14 protein-coding genes and 3 tRNA genes are annotated in these 18,663 nt (G+C 72.5%); 11 read left to right on the top strand and 6 right to left on the bottom strand.

Features of this window, described 5'->3' with window-relative positions:
• Positions 1-7 precede the first annotated feature (7 nt).
• Genes HTZ77_RS38435 through HTZ77_RS46990 form a run of 3 tightly spaced genes read right to left on the bottom strand, consistent with a single transcriptional unit; the run spans position 8 to position 2,990 of the window.
• On the bottom strand, positions 8-838 hold the full coding sequence (locus HTZ77_RS38435; RefSeq protein WP_205304488.1) for an aminotransferase class IV: 831 nt from the start codon (positions 836-838) through the stop codon (positions 8-10).
• Positions 838-1,848 (bottom strand): chorismate-binding protein, encoded by a 1,011-nt coding sequence (locus HTZ77_RS38430; protein ID WP_175594680.1) that lies wholly within the window; start codon positions 1,846-1,848, stop codon positions 838-840. Before HTZ77_RS38430 ends, HTZ77_RS38435 begins: the two co-directional genes overlap by 1 nt.
• Positions 1,815-2,990 carry a LysR family transcriptional regulator gene (locus tag HTZ77_RS46990; protein WP_235995759.1) on the bottom strand — a complete coding sequence of 392 codons (1,176 nt, stop codon included), beginning with the start codon at positions 2,988-2,990 and terminating at the stop codon, positions 1,815-1,817. Before HTZ77_RS46990 ends, HTZ77_RS38430 begins: the two co-directional genes overlap by 34 nt.
• Before the next feature lie 58 nt (positions 2,991-3,048).
• Here HTZ77_RS46990 and HTZ77_RS38415 point away from each other — a divergent pair, with 58 nt between their 5' ends.
• Positions 3,049-4,254 carry a Rid family hydrolase gene (locus HTZ77_RS38415; protein ID WP_175594679.1) on the top strand — a complete coding sequence of 402 codons (1,206 nt, stop codon included), beginning with the start codon at positions 3,049-3,051 and terminating at the stop codon, positions 4,252-4,254.
• Positions 4,255-4,288: 34 nt separating this feature from the next.
• Here HTZ77_RS38415 and hutH read toward each other — a convergent pair whose 3' ends face one another.
• Together hutH and HTZ77_RS38405 are read right to left on the bottom strand one after the other, a co-directional pair.
• Positions 4,289-5,839 carry a histidine ammonia-lyase gene (hutH, locus tag HTZ77_RS38410; RefSeq protein WP_175594678.1) on the bottom strand — a complete coding sequence of 517 codons (1,551 nt, stop codon included), beginning with the start codon at positions 5,837-5,839 and terminating at the stop codon, positions 4,289-4,291.
• Positions 5,840-5,854: 15 nt separating this feature from the next.
• Complete coding sequence (locus HTZ77_RS38405) at positions 5,855-6,571, bottom strand: ArsR/SmtB family transcription factor (protein ID WP_175594677.1); 717 nt, start codon at positions 6,569-6,571, stop codon at positions 5,855-5,857.
• Positions 6,572-6,690: 119 nt separating this feature from the next.
• On the opposite strand from HTZ77_RS38405, the gene HTZ77_RS38400 reads away from it, so the two are divergent.
• From HTZ77_RS38400 to HTZ77_RS38375, 6 genes are all read left to right on the top strand, one after another.
• Positions 6,691-7,161, top strand: a complete 471-nt coding sequence (locus HTZ77_RS38400; RefSeq protein WP_175594676.1) for a hypothetical protein — start codon at positions 6,691-6,693, stop codon at positions 7,159-7,161.
• Positions 7,162-7,195: 34 nt separating this feature from the next.
• Positions 7,196-7,267 (top strand) — tRNA-Gly (locus HTZ77_RS38395).
• A 15-nt stretch (positions 7,268-7,282) separates the two neighbouring features.
• Positions 7,283-7,353, top strand: a tRNA-Cys gene (locus HTZ77_RS38390).
• Between the two features lie 7 nt (positions 7,354-7,360).
• Positions 7,361-7,435 (top strand) — tRNA-Val (locus HTZ77_RS38385).
• 372 nt (positions 7,436-7,807) lie between these two features.
• Positions 7,808-9,673 carry an ABC transporter ATP-binding protein gene (locus tag HTZ77_RS38380; RefSeq protein WP_328809017.1) on the top strand — a complete coding sequence of 622 codons (1,866 nt, stop codon included), beginning with the start codon at positions 7,808-7,810 and terminating at the stop codon, positions 9,671-9,673.
• A complete protein-coding gene (locus HTZ77_RS38375; RefSeq protein WP_175594675.1) occupies positions 9,673-11,499 on the top strand; it encodes an ABC transporter ATP-binding protein in 1,827 nt (608 codons plus the stop codon). Before HTZ77_RS38380 ends, HTZ77_RS38375 begins: the two co-directional genes overlap by 1 nt.
• 580 nt (positions 11,500-12,079) lie before the next feature.
• On the opposite strand, the gene HTZ77_RS38370 is transcribed toward HTZ77_RS38375, so the two are convergent.
• On the bottom strand, positions 12,080-12,787 hold the full coding sequence (locus HTZ77_RS38370; protein WP_175594674.1) for a hypothetical protein: 708 nt from the start codon (positions 12,785-12,787) through the stop codon (positions 12,080-12,082).
• Between the two features lie 460 nt (positions 12,788-13,247).
• Here HTZ77_RS38370 and HTZ77_RS38365 point away from each other — a divergent pair, with 460 nt between their 5' ends.
• The 4 genes from HTZ77_RS38365 to HTZ77_RS38350 all read left to right on the top strand — a co-directional run bounded on the left by HTZ77_RS38365 (position 13,248) and on the right by HTZ77_RS38350 (position 18,598).
• Entirely contained in the window at positions 13,248-13,913 is a 666-nt protein-coding gene (locus HTZ77_RS38365; RefSeq protein WP_175594673.1) for an NAD(P)H-binding protein, read from the top strand.
• Positions 13,914-14,474: 561 nt separating this feature from the next.
• Entirely contained in the window at positions 14,475-15,383 is a 909-nt protein-coding gene (locus tag HTZ77_RS38360) for a leucine-rich repeat domain-containing protein (RefSeq protein WP_205304487.1), read from the top strand.
• Complete coding sequence (locus HTZ77_RS38355) at positions 15,380-17,356, top strand: hypothetical protein (protein ID WP_175594671.1); 1,977 nt, start codon at positions 15,380-15,382, stop codon at positions 17,354-17,356. Before HTZ77_RS38360 ends, HTZ77_RS38355 begins: the two co-directional genes overlap by 4 nt.
• Before the next feature lie 153 nt (positions 17,357-17,509).
• Positions 17,510-18,598, top strand: coding sequence for an LLM class flavin-dependent oxidoreductase (locus HTZ77_RS38350; protein WP_175594757.1), 1,089 nt, complete (start codon positions 17,510-17,512; stop codon positions 18,596-18,598).
• Positions 18,599-18,663: the final 65 nt, after the last annotated feature.

Raw genomic sequence — 18,663 nt, 5'->3', positions numbered from 1 at the left:
CCGGACGTCACGGGTCGAGGTCGCCCGCCGAGCGCTCGGCGAAGACCCGCATGGCCTTGGCCGTGATCGGGCCGGGCGCGATCGGCAGCTCGGTGTCGTCGACCAGCCTGATCGGCTGGACGTCGCGGGTGGTGGAGGTCAGGAACGCCTCCTCGGCCTCGTACACGGCCGACAGCGGCACGTCGGTCTCCTCGCCGCCGCACCATTCGAGCACCAGCGCCCGCGTGACGCCCGCCAGGCAGCCGGACGCGAGGGTCGGGGTGAGCAGGCGGCCGCCGCGGACGATGAAGATGTTGGAGCCGGTGCCCTCGCACAGGTCGCCGGCGATGTTGCCGAAGATCGCCTCGCCGCCGCCGCGGGCCTTGGCGTAGGCCAGGGCCTTGGCGTTGTCGCCGTAGGAGGTGCTCTTGACGCCGGCCAGCGCGCCGCGCTCGTTGCGCGGCCAGGGCACGACGGTCACGTTGGCGGTGACCGGGAACGGCTTCTGCTCGTCGACGATGACCACGGCGGTGGTGCCCTGGTCGCCGCGGTCGGAGCCGAGCGGGCCCGGGCCGCTGGTGTAGGTGATGCGGATGCGGCCGAGCGCCCAGTCGGGGGCGACGGCCAGGCACTTCGCGACGCCGTCGGCGATGGCCTCGACGTCGGGCTCGGGCAGGTCCATGCGCTGCGCGGAGAGCTTGAGCCGGTCGAGGTGCCGGGTGAGCGCGAACGCGCGGCCGTGCACGATCTTCACGGTCTCGAACACGCCGTCGCCGACCATGAGCCCGTGGTCGAACACCGAGACGGTCGCCCGCTGGGGGTCGATCAGCTCCCCGTTGACCCAGACAGGGATGTTCATCAAGTGCCTCCTGATGATGCCAGTGAGATGAGCCTGGACGCCTTCAGCTCGGTCTCGAGCCACTCACGCCGGGGATCGCTCTCCCAGGTTATGCCCGCGCCCGTGCCGAACCGGATCTCGCCCGCGGCGATCCAGAACGTGCGGATGCCGACGGCCAGCGCCGCCCTGCGTCGGTCGGCGTCGACCCAGCCCACCGCCCCACAGTACGGCCCCCGGGGCGCGGGTTCGAGCTGATTGATGATCCTCAGGGCCGACGACTTGGGGGCCCCGGTGACGGAGCCGGGCGGGAACGTGGCCGCGAACAGCTCCGCCCAGCCCGCGCCGGGCCGCAGCCGGGCGCGCACCGTGGAGACCAGATGCACGAGGCCGGGGTGCTCCTCGACCGCGCACAGCGACGGCACCTCGACGGAGCCGACGGCGGCGACCCGGCCGAGGTCGTTGCGGACCAGGTCGACGATCATGACGTTCTCGGCGCGGTCCTTGTCGAGCAGGTCGGCGGCGGTGACGCCGGTGCCCTTGATCGGGCGCGACTCGACGACGTCGCCGTCGCGCGACAGGTAGAGCTCCGGCGAGGCGGACACGACGGTCGTGCCGGGCAGGTCGATCACCGCGGCGTACGGGGCCGGGTTGCCGGCGGCGAGCCGGGCGGCCAGGGCCAGCGGGTCGGCGTCGGCCGGGACGGGCGCGCTCAGCACCCGGCACAGGTTGGCCTGGTAGACCTCGCCCCGCTCGATGTGGTCGCGGATCGTCTGGACGCCGCGCTCGTAGGCGGCCTGGTCGAGGGAGCTGTGCCAGCGGCCGGGCGGCGGACCGTGCCAGGGGCGTCGGGGGCGGGGCAGCGGAGCGGGACGCACCCGGTCGAAGCGGGCGCAGGTCACCTTTCCCTCGTAGTCGGCCACGACCGCCCACCAGCCGTCGCCGTCGAGGGCGGCGAGGTCGGTGGTCAGGTCGCGCAGGCCGGTGGCGAGGAGACCGCCTACGTGGGCGAAGGCGTCGTGCACGGCTCCCATTGTCCCAGCAGCCGGAGGAACTCCAGCGCCGCGGGCAGGGGGTTCGCGGGCACGACCGCGTAGACCTTGCGCGCGGGGGCCGTGCCGCGCAGCGGGCGCAGCACGATCGAGGGCGGCACGCCCCGGGCGGCCAGCTCGGGGACCAGCGTGACACCGAGCCCGGCGGCGACGAACCCGAACTTGCCCGTCCACTCGGCCACGCGCAGGCCGCCGCGCGGAGTGAAGCCGGCGGCGGCGCAGGCGGCGGTCAGCAGCGTGGGCTGACCGCGCGGGGCGGCCTCGATCCACGCCTCCCCCGCCAGGTCACGCAGGTCCACGGTGTCCTCGCGGGCCAGCGGGTGCTCGCGCGGGAGGGCGACGAGCAGCCGGTCCTCCCGCAGCAGCACGGCCCGCCCGGGGCCGTCCTCGGGATCTCCTCGCCGCGACGCCCCCTTTCCCGAAGCGCCCTTCCCCGAGGAGGCCTCTCCCGGTCTCGGCTCTCGTGGAGCCGCCTCTCCGGGGACGCGACCTGTCCGGGCGAGGTCTTCCGGAACCCGGCCTGCCAGGGCACGGTCTTCCGGAACGCGGTCCGCCGGGGCGGAGTCTTCCGGAACGCGGCCTTCCGGGGTGGGGGCCTCGGGGACGAGGTCTTCCGGGGCGTACGCGCGGGGCGTGAAGCCGGCGGGCAGGCCGGCCGGGTAGTCGCTGATGACCGCGATGTCCAGCGACCCGGCCTGGAGGCGTTCGACCAGCCGGGAGGTCAGCCCCTCGATCACGCGCGGCTCGACGCGTGGCCGGACCCGCGAGAAGTGCCGGAGCGTGCCGGGCACCATGTCCACGTTGGCCGTGGCGAACGCGCCCACCCGCAGGGTGCCGCCGCTGCCGCCGTGGATCGCCGACAGCTCCTCGCCCGCGCGTTCGAGCCGGTCGAGGACGGCGACGGCGTGGCGGTGCAGCGCCCGGCCCGCCGGGGTCAGCCGGACGCCCCGGGCCAGACGTTCGAACAGCGGCCCTCCGGCGGCGCGCTCCAGCGCGGCGACCCGGCGGGAGACCGCGGACTGGGTGTAGCCGAGCAACTCGGCCGCCGCGGTGATCGAGCCGTTGCGGGCCACCTCGTCGAACAACCGGAGGGTGGCGGTGTCCAAGGTATTCGTGTCAGTCATGGCTGCCATGCAATCTAGTCGCTGGTGGAATCCCTCGGTACGGGGTTCACTGATCCTCATGACCGCATTCGACGGAAATATCTTGGGAAAGATCGTTTTTCTTGGACAGGGACGGATGGGTGTCCCCATGGCGCGGCGCCTCGTGGACGCCGGCCACCAGGTGACGGTGTGGCGGCGGGGCACGGGCGTGACGGCGGCCGAGGCGGCCGAGGGCGCCGAACTGGTCGTCACGATGCTGCGCGACCCGGCCGCGGTCCGCGAGGTGCTGGCGGCGGCGCTGCCCGGCCTGGCTCCCGGGGCGACGGTGGTGGAGATGTCGACGATCGGCCCGGAGGCGGTGCGGGAGCTGCGGGCGCTGCTGCCGGCGTCCGCCGGCCTCGTGGACGCGCCCGTGCTCGGCAGCGTCGGGCCGGCCGCGGAGGGCACGCTGACCGTCCTGGCCGGAGGGCTGGACGGGCTCGACGCGCCGGTCGCGGCGAAGGTCCGCGAGCTGCTCGCCGTGTTCGGCGCCGTGCGGGAGGCGGGGCCGCTGGGCGCGGGCGCCGCGCTGAAGGTCGCCGTCATGAGCGCGATCGTCCCGGCCCAGGTGCTGGTCGCCGAGACGTTCGCGTACGGGACGGCGCACGGCGTGGCGCGCGAGGCGCTGGCCGACGTGCTCGCGGGCACCCCGCTCGGGGCGCTGGCGGAGCGGCTGCGCGTGCCCGCGGCGGAGACCCGGTACGCCCTCGGACTGGCGGCCAAGGACCTGGGCCTCGCGGCGTGGCCGGAGGCGACGCTGGCCACCGCGGCCCGCAGGCGGCTCCAGGAGGCGGAGGCCGCCGGGCTGGGCGGGCGCGACCTCACGGCGATCGCCACCCACCTGGCGGCCCCCTCCGCGCCGCGGGCCGTGCCGCTGAACCCGCCGACCGTCCCGGCCACGAACGGCATGTACTCCCACGCCGTCCGGGCCGGCGACACGCTCTACGTGTCGGGGCAGGCCGCTCTCGACGAGCGGCACCAGGTGGTGGGCGAGGGCGACATGACCGTCCAGGCCGAGCACGTCTTCCGGAACCTGGAGCGCATCCTGGCCGACCAGGGGGCGACGTTCGAGGACGTCACCTTCATCCGGACGTACCTGACGGACATGGACATGCGGATGGAGTACGGCGCGGTGCGGCGCAAGTACATCACCGGGACGCCGCCCGCGAGCACGACCGTCGAGGTGCCCCGGCTGTTCATGCCGGGGCTCCTGCTGGAGGTGGACGTGATCGTGGCCCTGCCCTGAGCGCGCCGTTCGCCGCCCTCAGTGGGGCCCGGGCTCAGTCGAGCGGGCCCGTGACCGCCTCCACGGCGGCGATCAGGGAGCCGTCCGCCACCAGGCGGACCGCCCCGTCGATCTCCGGCGCCAGGAACCGGTCGGGGCCCGGGCCCGGCACCGTCTCGCGCAGCGCCCTGACCACGGCCGCCGTGGCCGGGGCGGGCGCCAGCGGGGCGCGCAGGTCGAGCGCGCGGGCGGCCGTCAGGATCTCGACCGCCAGCACGCGCGTCAGCCCGTCGACGGACCGGCGGAGCTTGCGCGCCGCCGACCAGCCCATCGAGACGTGGTCCTCCTGCATGGCCGAGCTGGGGATCGAGTCGACGCTGGCCGGCGCGGCCAGCCGCTTGAGCTCGGAGACGATGGCCGCCTGGGTGTACTGGGCGATCATGTGGCCGGAGTCGACGCCGGGGTCGTCGGCCAGGAACGCGGGCAGCCCGTGGTTGCGGGCCACGTCGAGGAAGCGGTCCGTGCGGCGTTCGGACATGGAGGCGAGGTCGGCGGCGACGATGGCCAGGAAGTCCAGCGCGTACGCGACGGGGGCGCCGTGGAAGTTGCCGTTGGACTCGACGCGGCCGTCGGCGAGCACGGCCGGGTTGTCGACGGCGCTGGCCAGCTCCCAGGTGGCGACGTTGGAGGCGTGGGCGATCGTGTCGCGGGCCGCGCCGGCGACCTGGGGGGCGCAGCGCAGGGAGTAGGCGTCCTGGACGCGGGTGCAGGCGTTGGGGTCGCGGTGGCTCTCCATGATGGCGGAGCCGGCCAGGATCCTCGTCATGTTGGCTGCGGCGCGGGCCTGGCCCGGGTGCGGGCGCAGCGCCTGGAGCTCGGGGGCGAAGACGCGGTCGGTGCCGAGCAGCGCCTCGACGCTCATCGCGGCGCTGAGGTCGGCGGTCCTGACCAGGCGGGTGAGGTCGTCGATGGCCAGGATCAGCATGCCGAGCATGCCGTCCGTGCCGTTGATGAGCGCGAGCCCCTCCTTGGCGGCCAGCTCGACGGGCTCGACGCCGGCCTGCTTGAGCGCCTCGGCCGCCGAGGTGAGCCGGCCGGAGGCGTCGCGGACCGGGCCCTCCCCCATGAGGGCCAGCGCCACGTGGGCCAGCGGGGCCAGGTCGCCGGAGCAGCCCAGGCTGCCGTACTCGTGCACCACGGGCGTGATGCCCGCGCTGATGAGCGCGGCCAGGGTCTTGGCGGTCGTCGGCCGGATGCCGGTGTGCCCGGTGGCCAGCGTGTGCAGGCGCAGCAGCATGAGCGCGCGCACGACCTCGGTCTCCACCTCGGGGCCGCTGCCGGCCGCGTGGGAGCGGACCAGCGACCGCTGGAGCTGGGCGCGCAGCGCCGGGTCGATGTGCCGGGTGGCGAGCGCCCCGAAGCCGGTCGAGACGCCGTAGGCGGGGACAGGGCTTTCGGCCAGCTCGTCCACCCGCTGTCGTGCCGCCGCGATCGCCGCCACGGCGTCGTCGGTGAGCTGGACCGCGGCGCCGAGCCGGGCCACGCGGATGACGTCGTCGAAGGTGAGGGGTTCCGGGCCGACGTTCACGACTTCGTTGTCGCGCATGGTGTTCTCTCTCGTTCAGGTAACCGGCGTATGCGATGTTAGCTCCTTACCGGAGAACAGCGCCGCCAGCCCCTCCCTGCCCTCTTCCGTGACGTTCACCGTCCGTGGGACGGGTCCTCTGACGTACCAGCCGCGTTCGAACAGCACGGCGGTGATCGCGGCGCCGAGCGCCCCGCCCAGGTGGGCCCGCCGTTCGGTCCAGTCGAGGCATTCCGGGGCGAAGCGGCGCCTGGCGCGGCGCGCCCCTTCGACGTCCACGCCCAGGCCGCCGAGCAGGCGCTCCCCCTCCGGGGTCACCTCTTCCCCGGCGAGGCAGCCGGCCTCGCGCAGCCGGTCGAACAGGCCGACGCCGGCGCGTCCGGCCAGGTGGTCGTAGCAGGTGCGGGCCTCCTCCAGCATGCGCGCCTGCCGCGACTGGCGCAGGGACCGCACGGCCGGGCGGCCGCCGACCCTGGCCAGCACCTCCAGCACCTCGGCGATCTCGTGCCCGGCCAGCCGGTAGTAGCGGTGGCGGCCCTGCCGTACGACGGCGACGAGACCGCCGTCCAGCAGGCGGGACAGGTGCGCGCTCGCGGTGGCGGCGCTCACCCCCGCCATCCGGGCCAGCTCGCCGGCGGCCAGCGCCTGCCCGCCCAGCAGGGCCGTGAGGATGGCGGCCCGGGTGGGGTCCGCGATGAGCGCCGCCACGGGCGCGATGTCGGCGTCGGCCGCGACGTGCTCCACTGCTGCCATGCCTCCGACCTTAGCCGGAGCACGTTTCGTCGCAGGTCGAAGGATGCGGGCGTCCCGGCGCCTCCGTGACAGGCATGCTTCGACGGCCGTTTGAGTGCTTCCGGTGGACGATCGGCGCCATGACCGACAACCCCGCGCTCCTCGTGGCCGACTCCGTGAACCGTTGCCTCGCCCTGGCCGAGACCTGGCTCGCCTGGGACGGCCGCCCCGTCCTGACCGACGGCGCCAACCTGTGGACGCCCGCCAAGGCGGCCCGCCGCATCCAGGACCACCTGATCGACCACCTCGCCGAGGTGGAGGCCCTGCTCGCCGGCGCCACTCCCACGCCCGACGCCTGGCACGGCCGGATGGTGACGCTGGACGCGGACTGGGCCCGCTTCACCGAGCTGGACCTCGCCGAGGCGCGCTCCCGCTGGCCCCGCCTCGCCCAGTCGTACGTCAACCGCTACGCGACCGTCCCCGACGCCTGGGACGTCCCCCGCGACCCCAACTGGACGCTGCGCCAGATCGCCGAGCACGTCGCGGGCGTCGTCTGGTACGCGGAACAGGTCGGCGACCTCCGGTTTGGGGACTCGGCCAGGATTCGCTAGAGTTCTCTCGTCACCGCAACACAGCGGCGGCGACGCGGAAGTGGCTCAGTGGTAGAGCATCACCTTGCCAAGGTGAGGGTCGCGGGTTCGAATCCCGTCTTCCGCTCGGAGCTTCCGGCTCGGTGGAGTGGCCGAGAGGCGAGGCAGCGGCCTGCAAAGCCGTCTACACGGGTTCAAATCCCGTCTCCACCTCCGCAACGGACGATTAGCTCAGCGGGAGAGCGCTTCCCTGACACGGAAGAGGTCACTGGTTCAATCCCAGTATCGTCCACCACACCTCACCCCAGGTCATCCGACCTGGGGTTTCGTGTTTGTCGGGGCCTCCTTTCGAGGCCCTGTTCCGTCGTGTGGCGTTCTCCGTGGGCGTACGGGCTGCCGGGCAGCCGGGGGGCGTGCGTCCGGCGGGAAGGCACCGGGCCGCGCCTCCTGGAGAACGGCGGGAAAACACCGGGCGCCACGTCCTGACGACGGGGGAAGCACCGGGCGCGGGCCCGGACAGCTTGTGGGGAAGCACCGGGCGCGGGCTCGGGACAGCGGTGGGGAAGCACCCCGCCCGGCGCCGAAAATGCGGTGGGAAACTGTCGGTACCCGGTGATAGAAAGCAGGTTCGACAACCATCCGCCTGCCGCCTGGGGGAGCCCGGCCTGTGACCTCCATCAGCACGCCGGAGTTCTCCGTCTCCGGCCCGCGCCACGACCGTCGCGGCCCCGTCCGCTGGCTCTGGTCCCATCTGCGCCGCCAGCCCCTGCACCTGACCGGCTTCCTCGGCGGGTCGCTGGTCATGGTGGTGCTCAACGCGACCGTGCCGTCCCTGACCGGTGGCGCGTTCGACGCCGTGCTGGGCGAGCGGGGGGAGCCCGCGGAGGCGCTGCGGCTGATCGTGCTGGCGCTGCTCGCGATCGTGCTGGCGCGCGGGGTGTTCGACCTGGTCGCCCGGATGTCGAGCGAGGTGCTGGCCAAACGGCTGGAGCGCGACGCCCGTGACGAGCTCTACGTGAGCCTGCTGGGCAAGAGCCAGACGTTCCACAACCGGCAGCGGGTGGGCGACCTCATGGCCCGGGCGGCCAACGACATCCGGCAGCTCTCCACCATGGTCACCCCGGGCCTCGACCTCATCGTCGACTCCGGGCTCACCGGGATCGTGCCGCTGTTCTTCATCGGGGCGGTCAACCCGCGGCTGCTGCTCGTACCGGGGATCTTCGCCGTGCTGTTCATCGCGGCGCTCTGGCACTACATGCGGCAGCTCAACCCCGTGGCGAGCCGCATGCGCGAGGAGTTCGGCGACCTCAACGCCTCGCTCAGCCAGGCGGTGCGCGGCATCGAGGTGATCAAGGTGACGGCGCAGGAGGAGCAGGAACGGCGGCGCTTCCGGTCGTACGCGCGCCGCTATCGCGACTCCTTCGCCCGCAACGGCCTGGTGCAGGCCCGCTACCTGCCGACGCTGCTGTTCGCGTTCGCGATGGCGGGGGCGCTGTGGCACGGCCTGGCCCTGCACGGAGCCGGCGTGATCAGCACCGGCGACCTGGTCGCGTTCATGGGGCTCATGGCCATGCTCGGCTTCCCCACGCAGATCTCGATCTTCACGTTCTCGCTGGTGCAGATCGGCATCGTCTCCTCGCGCCGGATCCTCGACATCATGACGTCCGAGAGCGAGCTGGCGCAGCGCGCCGACGGCCACACCGCGCCGATCAGCGGCGAGATCGTCTTCGAGGACGTCACCTTCGGCTACGGCGAGGGCGAGCCGGCGCTGCACGGCGTGTCCTTCACGGTGCGCCCGGGCGAGACCGTGGCCGTCGTCGGCGAGACGGGCTCCGGCAAGAGCACGCTCACCAAGCTCGTCCCCCGCATCTACGACGTCACCGCGGGCCGCATCCTCATCGACGGGGTCGACGTCCGCGACTGGGACCTCGACTCGCTGCGTTCCCAGATCTCCACGATCGAGCAGGACATCGTGCTGTTCTCGCGGTCGGTGGCCGAGAACATCGCCTTCAGCCTGGGCCAGCGGGCCGACCGCGAGGCCGTGGTGCGGGCGGCGGAGGACGCGCAGGCGGCCGAGTTCATCGGCGAGCTGTCCGACGGCTACGACACGGTCATCGGCGAGCGGGGCGTCACGCTGTCGGGCGGGCAGCGCCAGCGGCTGGCGATCGCACGGGCCCTGCTGACCGACCCGGCGATCCTGGTCCTGGACGACTCGACGAGCGCCATCGACTCCGCCACCGAGGACAAGATCCAGCAGGCGATCGGCCGCATCCAGGAGGGGCGCACCACGCTGCTCATCACGCACCGCCTGTCCCAGATCCGCTGGGCCGACAAGGTGCTGCTGCTGAGACGCGGCGAGCTGGCCGACTACGGCACGCACGACGAGCTGATCGCCCGCAGCCGCCTCTACCGGCGGATCTTCTCCCACTACGACGAGGTCGACCTGGACGGCGACCGGGACGGGAAGCCCGGCGACGCGGAGCTGGAGGAGGCGGGTCAGGCGATGGCCGGCGAGCAGGGAGGGGTGCGCTGATGGGCTTCATCATGGACGGCCTCGACGCCGAGGACTACGACCGCACGTACGGCGACCGCGAGCTGCTGCGCCGCATCCTCTCCTACTTCCGGCCGAAGCTCGGGGCGATGGTGCTGGTCGCCGTCATGATCGTGCTGAGCTCCGCGAGCCAGGCCGCCATGCCGCTGGTGGCGAGCTGGGGCCTCGACGAGATCCAGAACGGCACCATCGCCGAGACCGGCTGGCGGCTCACGCTCGGCCTGCTGCTGGCGGGCGCGCTCGGCTGGGGATTCAACTTCGTACGCCAGTGGCAGAGCTCGCGGATCACCGGCGACGTCGTGCTGCGCCTGCGCGAGGACGCGTTCGACGCGGTGCTCCAGCGCGACCTGTCGTTCTACGACGAGACGCCGTCGGGCCGGATCGTCAGCCGGGTGACCTCCGACACCGACGACTTCGCCACGGTCTCCACGCTGACGATGGACCTGATCAGCCAGGTGCTCATGGTGGGCCTGGTGACGGTGCTGCTGTTCATGCGCAGCGTCGAGCTGGCGCTGCTGACGCTGCTCGTGGTGCCCGTCGTGGTGGGCATCGCGCTGCTGTTCCGGCGGATCGCCCGGACGAGCACGCGCCGGGCGCAGCGCTCGCTGAGCCGGGTCAACGCCAACCTGCAGGAGACCATGGGCGGCATCGCCGTGGCCAAGAACTTCCGGCAGGAGCGGCAGGTCTACGACGAGTTCCGGCCGATCAACCAGCAGAGCTACAAGGTGACGCTGGGACAGGGGTTCGTGTTCTCGTCGATCTTCCCGGTGCTGTTCCTGGTGGCGGGGCTGGCGACGGTCGCGCTGACGCAGCTCGGCGGCACGGCCGTGCTCGGCGGGCGGCTGTCGGCCGGCGACTGGTACCTGTTCCTGCAGGGCGTCGCGCTGTTCTGGTTCCCGCTGACGTCCATCGCCGCGTTCTGGTCGCAGTTCCAGCAGGGGCTCTCGGCGTCGGAGCGGGTGTTCGCGCTCATCGACGCTCCGCCGCGGGTGGTGCAGAGCGACGCCCGCGACGTCGGCCGGGTGGCGGGGCGCATCGAGTTCGAGCGGGTCACCTTCGGCTACGACCCCGACGCCCCGGTGCTGCGCGACTTCGACCTGGTCATCGAGGCGGGCGAGACGGTGGCGCTGGTCGGCCACACGGGCGCCGGCAAGTCCACGCTCAGCAAGCTGATCACCCGGTTCTACGAGTTCCAGGAGGGCCGCCTGCTGATCGACGGCCACGACATCCGCACGCTGGAGCTGGGCGCGTACCGCAGGCAGATCGGCGCGGTGCCGCAGGCGCCGTTCCTGTTCAGCGGCACGGTGGCCGACAACATCCGCTACCCGCGAGCCGAGGCGACCGACGAGGAGGTGCTGGCCGCCGCGACGGCGGTCGGCGGCGGCGACTGGATCGAGGCCCTGCCCCACGGGCTGGCCACGGACGTGGGCGAGCACGGGCGGGCGCTGTCCATGGGACAGCGGCAGCTCGTGGCGCTGGCCCGGCTGCTGGTGCAGGACCCGGCGATCGTGGTGCTGGACGAGGCCACGGCCAGCGTCGACCCGCTCACGGAGGCGCAGATCCAGGAGGGCCTCGACGTGGTGCTGGCCGGCCGTACGTCGATCGTCATCGCGCACCGGCTGTCCACGATCGAGCACGTCGACCGGATCATCGTCCTCGACCACGGCCGGATCGTCGAGGAGGGCGACCACGCGACGCTGCTGGCCCGCGGGGGGAGGTACTGCGAGGTGTACAACACGTACTTCCGCCACCAGTCGCCGCACTACCGCGCGGGCACGGGGTTCGTCCCGGTCGCGGCCCAGGGTTGATCGCGGGGCCCGCCTCGCCGGAGGGATCGCTCTTCACAAGAGGGCGCGCTTCGCGCGTTGGGACGTTCAGGCGTGTTGCCCAGAGGGCTTCGCCCCCTTTCGACCCCCAGGCGGGGGCCTGCCGGCCCCCGCACTCCCGCGACGCCGGCCGGTGAGCCACGAACCAGGAGCGGCGACAATCTCGGCGAGGCGTACGAGGATCCGCCTCATGATCGGCGAAATGCCTCCTCTGCGCCTCATTCGATCGAGGTGTCGCACATCGGAGCGTCGCGGCGGCCGCGGATGCCCTGCTGGTGGAAGCCGGCGGCTCCGCGCAGCCGGCCGGGAAGTGATCTCGCCCTCGCGTCCGCACCTCGGATTCATCGAGAGAGCGTCTGCGCACATCAGCGCATGTTCCCCTCATCCCTGGAATGAGGTTGCGATGTCGTGGAGCAGCGGGATGTGAGCAGCGGCCGCCGTCCGGGGAGGGCTGTCATCGTCCCGCTACGCGGGCTGGACGGGCCACTCGTCCGGGAATGCTTGGACGGGCCACTCGTCCGGGAATGCTTGGGCGGGTCGCTCGTCCGGGGGGCTGTGCCGGTCACTCGTCCGGCTTGAAGGTGAAGGACGGGGGGGCCTTGAACGACGGGTCCGGCTTGCCGTACACGAGCGCGATCTGCTCGTGCGCCTTGACCACGATGGCGGCGGGGTCGCCCGTGACCGGGACGCCGTTCACCTCGGCGGCCAGGGTGCGGCCGGCGCCTGCCCTGAGCGAGCCGATCTGGGTCGCCGACAGCGTGACGCCCCACTGCTTGAAGAGCTGGCCGAGGGTGAAGACCTCGCCCTTGGTGTGCGGCTCGACGTGGATGACGCCCCGGTCGTCGTGGGTGTGCAGGGGCGACATCTCCTCGCCCACGATGCCGATGTCGGCCGGCACCTCGACCTCGTCGCCGTCGACGAAGACGCTGAGGTGGGCGTGGTAGTGCTCGGCGTGGCCCATCGGGCCGTGGGTCAGCCCGGCGGCCCGGATGCCGGGCAGCGGGTCGGCGGGGATGGGCCAGGGCGGCGTGCCGCCGTCCGCGGGGCGGGGGGCGTGGGCGCGGACGTACTGGAAGACGGCGACGCCACCGGCGGCCAGCGCGACGGCGGCCAGGGCGGCCACCAGGACGCGGGCGCCGCGGCGACGGTGGGTGGCGGCGGCGTCGGCGGTGTCCTCGACGGCGGGCGCGGTGGGGTCGGTGCGGGGTTCGGGGGCGGTCTCGGGGGGATCGGCGAGCCGCTGCTGCTGGTGAATCGCCTCGGGTGACATGGGCCCATGATGAGCGAGGAGACCCGTGACGGGGATGGGCCGCGCACAGGCCGGATCCGGCCGTCTTTACCTGCCACCGGCACGGGGTCGCACCGTCGCCCTCTCCTGGTCCGGGACGGCGCATGCTCTGGGGACGAGGCTCAGAGGACTGCCTGCGCCAGGGGCACCCTCCCCTACCGGCCCGAGACAGGGCATCGCCTGACAACAGGGCTCACAGCACGGCCTGTGCCGGGGCGCGCACGCCGTCGTCTGTCGCGTCCGAGGAGGTGCACCGGGCATGGCCATGCCGGGATTCCGTACACCGACCCCTACCGGTTTCAAAGCAGGGGCAGGGCGCTCCTGGGACAAGGCGGACGCAGGTGGATTTGTCTCGTCTCCTGGGGCGTGCGTGTTCGTGGGGCGGGAAGGCTGGGATGATCGGTGGGAGCGGGTGGCGCATCCCGCGCGGAACGGAGCCCGGATGAAAGTGATCGTCTTCGGCGCGACCGGCATGGTCGGGCAGGGCGTGCTGCGGGAGTGCCTGCTCGACGACCGGGTGGAGGCCGTGCTCACAGTGGGCCGGACGCCCACCGGACGGTCGCATCCGAAGCTGCGCGAGGTCGTCCACGCCGACCTGCTGGACCTCACGCCGATCGAGGGCGAGCTGGCCGGTCACGACGCGTGCTTCTTCTGCCTGGGCGTCTCCTCGGCGGGCATGGGCGAGGACGAGTACCGGCGTGTCACCTACGGGTACACGCTGGCCGCGGGCACCGCGCTGGCGCGGCTCAATCCCGGCTCGACGTTCGTGTACGTGTCGGGCGCCGGCACCGACTCGGGCGGCCGGGCGATGTGGGCGCGGGTCAAGGGCGCCACCGAGGAGGCGCTGCTGGAGCTGCCGCTGGAGGCGTACATGTTCCGGCCGGGCTACATCCAGCCGGTTCACGGGGCGAGGTCGCGGACGCGGTGGTACCGGCTGGCGTACGTGGTGACGGCGCCTATGTATCCGATCCTGAGGCGGATGTTCGCGGCGAGCGTGACGACGACGGAACGGATCGGCCAGGCCATGATCACGGTGGCCGAGCACGGCGCCCCCGAGCGGATCCTCGACCCGGCGGCGATCAATGCCCTGGCGGCGGCCCGCGCCTAGGCACGCCGAGCCAGCCGCCTCCGCTTCACTTCCGGGCTTCCGGTTTCCTCCCAGGCGACCCGACCCGACGCCGGTGCCTCGTCAGCCTCCCGGCTCGCCGGCCGCCTTCGTCGGTCGTGCCCGGAGGCTGCAGAGGCTTCGGGTTGCCGGAGGCTTCGGGTGTCGTGCGCTCACCGAAGCGCCGGCCACGTCCTACCGGTGCCGGCGAGCCTTTGGAGCACGGGTGTCACCCCAGCGTCGGCGGGGCCCCTTCCAAGGCCGGCCCCTCACGCCTCCCAGGCCCGTGCACTTCTGCGTCTTCCAGCTTCATGCGCCTTCCAGGCCCGGCCTTCCTGCGTCCTCCTGCGCCTTCCAGCGGATGATCGAGCGGGCGGATGATCGAGCCAGCGCCTCACGTGAGTACCTGCCGAGCCGGCACCGCTTGAGCCGAGCGCGACTCAAGCAAGCCCCACCCAAGCGAACACCTCCTGTCCCAAGCTCCCCCATCAAGCACCGCCACCCCTGACCAGCACCTTCACGAGGATGTCGATCTTTGTCAGCGGCTGCCCCTAGGGTGCTCGCATGGAAGTACAGGCCTTGGAGCAAAGGCTTCGCGAGTGCCCCGACGACGAGGCCGCGTGGGGCGCCTACGGCGACCGGTTACGCCACCGGGGCGACGTCCGCGGCGAGCTGATCCGTCTGGAACACCGCCACGCGCACGCCAGGCCGGCCGACCGTGACGACCTCAGGCACCGGATCGACCTGCTGGTGGAGGAGCACCGGCAGCGGTGGGACGCGGAGCTGCCGCCCGGGGTGAACGTCGAGACGCGCCGGCACGGGTTCGCCGTGCAGGTCGCCGTCGAGTGGTCCGAGCAGGCGCCGGCACTCATCGAGCAGGCCCTGCGGGGCCGCCTGGTGACCGGGTTGCGCATCAGGGCGGGCGCTGAGGCGGCGGACGCGGACGCCGACTACTACGGCGACGAACCCGACTTCGACGAGTACGACATGCCGCTGCCGCCCCCGCCCCACGAGGCCGGCGCCCTGGCGGGGATCGACCTCGGCGGGCTCGCCGAGCTGAGCCTCGCGTACTTCCGCTTCGGCGACGCGGGCGCCGAGGCACTGGCCGCCGCGGTCTCGGACGGCCGGATCGAGACCCTGGACCTGCGTCACTGCGGCATCGGCGACGCCGGCGTGACGGCCCTGTGCGCGTCCCCGGCCTTCCGCGGCGTCCGGCGGCTGCGCCTGCAGCGCAACCGGCTCACCGCCGAGGGCGTGCGCGCGCTGGCGGGCTTCGAACGGCTCGAAGAGCTCGACCTCCGCTACAACCCGATCGGCCCGGCCGGGGCGCGGGCGCTGGTCGAGGCGCCGTTCGCCGGCTCGCTCAGGCGCCTGTTCCTCTACGGCCATGACGTCGGGGACGCCGGCGTCCGGGTCCTGGCGAACGCCCCCCAGCTTCCGACCGCCCTGCGCAGCCTCTGGAGGAGCGTGTGAGCGTCCGACTCCGCGACCGGTTCTTCGCCCTGTCAGCCGGTCAGGCCCCCGCCGGCGAGGTCGCCCGCTATCTCGCCGAGGTCGACGCGACGGACACGGAGCCCGCGGCGACGCTGGACGGGCTCGCGATCTCCTGGCACCCCACCGCGCGGTTCAAGGCGGTGCGCTTCGTCGACGCCGAGCGCATCGACGAAGGCGTGCGTGAGCGGTTCGCGCGCCCCAGCGAGCCCGCGCCGCACCTGGCCGCCGTCTTCGTCGATCCGCGCGAGCTGTCGTTCCGCACCTTCGAGAACATCGTGCCGCTCGACCGCTGGTTCGCCGACGTCCCCCTGGAGCTGGAACTGGGCGAGCCGGCGGAGCTGGCGAAGGACGTGTACGCGGCGTCGCTGCGGCTGACGGACGCCGGCCGCGCCCGCCTCGAAGGTCTCGACACGCTCGGCCTCCACGTCCCGCCGCTCAACGCCGCGACCCGCGGCGGCGAACGCTTCATCTTCCATTCGGCGCTGCTCGCCGAGGCGCTGACCGAGGCGGTGCGCAGGGCGATGCCGGGGCCGATGCTCGACGGCTTCTCGCACGTCAACCCGGTGTTCCGGTGCAACGGTTTCGAGCCGGGCGACGCCAACTTCCACCGCCACCGCGACACGCCCTACTACGACGCCGCGCGCGGGCACGTCTCCCGCTACACGGTGCTGCTCTACCTCACCGGCGGCACGGGAGAGCCCGCGCTCGACCTCACCGGGGGCACGGCGCTCGCGGACATCGAGAGCTTCACCTGCGTCGTCTTCGACCAGCGGTACGAGCACGAGGGCGCGCCCTACCGCGACGGCCGCAAGGTCTTCCTGCGCACCGAGTTGATCTTCGCCGCGGATACCGAGGCCGCCCACGACCCGGAGATCGGCGCGCTGTTCGGCAGGGCCTGCTACCTGACCGGCGAGAGCGTCTTCGCCCCCGAGCTGGCGCGCCACGCCGACGCCTACTACAACCAGGTCGCAGCCGCCCACTGGAACGGCCTCGCCCCCGGCCCCGCGCGCGAGCCGTACCTCCACAAGCGGTTCCGCGGCGTGGACTTCGTCGCGAACGGCTACGACTTCTGGTTCGCCAAACGCGATGGGCTGTCGCTCGCCGAGTGCGCCGCGATCACGCTGCTCGACTACTTCAACTGCAAGCTGGGCGACGAGTCGTTCCGTGACGTGTGCGAGTCGGCCGTGATCGAGGCCGAGGACGACTCCTGGATCCCGGCTTTCCTCAGGGACAAGGGCGGGGCCGCCCCGGAACCGGCGGTGGCGCCGTTCGACAAGTCCCTGCTCTTCCCCGAGTCGGAGCTGCCGGACGGCGTCTGCTGCCCGTTCCACGACTTCGGCGCGTTCGACCCGACCCGTTTCGACGAGATCATCGACCTCAACGAGCGCGCGCAGAGCTTCGCCAAGGCGCACATCATGCCGGCGCCGATCCTGATGCTCGGCGAGGACGTGGTCCTCGATCCGGAGAAGTTCCTGATCCGCGGCAACCAGATCCACGTGCTGGGCAAGGAGTCGCTCACCCCGGTGAACTTCGCCGCGTGCTGGAACTCCGGCGGCGACCCCGGCAACTACATCGACGTGGCGGCGACCGTCGGCGCGGAGCACTTCCTCGTCCCGCCGATCCTCTTCTCCGAGACCGGCGGCTGCCACCACCTGCGCTTCGACTTCTTCCGCAACGGCTGGACGGTGAAGCACCGGCGGGCGACCGTGCCCGTCCCCAAGATCAGCGCGCTGGACGAGCTGGACCTCCATGAGCTCGAGGAGGGCGCGCCGCAGCCCTGGCTGGAGGCCGTCGATCCCGACCTGGTCGCGGGCGGCTCGCGCAAGCATCCGACTCCCTGGTGGGCCGAGGAGTCGGCCCTGGTCGACGAGCTCTACGACCATCTCGGCGACTACGCGTACGAGGGCTACGAGCGCGACGAGGACGAAGAAGACGACGACGAAGAGGAGTAGGGCGGAGAGCGGGGCCTGACCGACCTCCGCGGCGCGGCCGCCTCCGCACCACCCGCGCGCGGCGCCCCGGCCCACGATCATGGTGGAATAAGCCGGGGCGCCTTTGCGCTGAGGTAGCTGTTCAACTTTCAATTGTCATTGGTGGTGACTAAGATGCAGTTCGGCGTCTTCAGCGTCGGCGACGTGACCATGGACCCGACCACGGGCCGCACACCGACCGAGCATGAGCGCATCAAGGCGATGGTGACCATCGCCCAGAAGGCGGAGGAGGTCGGCCTGGACGTGTTCGCCACGGGTGAGCACCACAACCCGCCGTTCGTGCCGTCCTCGCCGACCACGATGCTCGGCTACATCGCGGCGCGGACCGAGCGGCTCGTGCTGTCCACGGCCACGACGTTGATCACGACCAACGACCCGGTCAAGATCGCCGAGGATTTCGCCATGCTGCAGCACCTGGCCGACGGCCGGGTGGACCTGATGCTGGGCCGCGGCAACACCGGGCCGGTCTACCCGTGGTTCGGCCAGGACATCCGCCAGGGCATCCCGCTGGCCATCGAGAACTACGCGCTGCTGCACAAGCTCTGGCGCGAGGACGTGGTGGACTGGGAGGGCCGCTTCCGCACGCCGCTGCAGGGCTTCACCTCCACGCCGCGTCCGCTCGACGGGGTGCCGCCGTTCGTGTGGCACGGCTCGATCCGCAGCCCGGAGATCGCCGAGCAGGCCGCCTACTACGGCGACGGCTTCTTCGCCAACAACATCTTCTGGCCGAAGGAGCACTTCATCCGCCTGATCACCCTCTACCGGCAGCGGTACGCCCACTACGGCCACGGCACGCCGGAGCAGGCGATCGTCGGCCTCGGCGGGCAGGTGTTCATGCGCAAGAACTCCCAGGACGCGGTGCGCGAGTTCCGCCCGTACTTCGACAACGCCCCGGTGTACGGGCACGGGCCGTCGCTGGAGGACTTCATGGACGAGACGCCACTCACGGTCGGCAGCCCGCAGCAGGTCATCGACCGGACGCTGACCTTCCGCGAGCACTTCGGCGACTACCAGCGCCAGCTCTTCCTCATGGACCACGCCGGGCTGCCGTTGAAGACCGTCCTGGAGCAGCTCGACATCCTCGGCGAGGAGGTCGTGCCGGTGCTGCGCCGCGAGTTCGCCAAGGACCGCCCGGCGCAGGTCCCCGACGCGCCCACCCACGCCTCGCTCACGGCGGCGGCCCAGACCTCCGCCACGGTCTGAACGCCACCGTCCGAACGACACCGTCCTGACGACACCGTCCGGATGCCGCCGTCCGGATGCCGCCG

It is taken from the genome of Nonomuraea montanisoli (assembly GCF_013363975.1).
Lineage (GTDB): Bacteria > Actinomycetota > Actinomycetes > Streptosporangiales > Streptosporangiaceae > Nonomuraea > Nonomuraea montanisoli.
The sequence above is the reverse complement of the archived record's forward strand: the minus strand, read 5'-3'. Positions and strand labels throughout refer to the sequence as shown.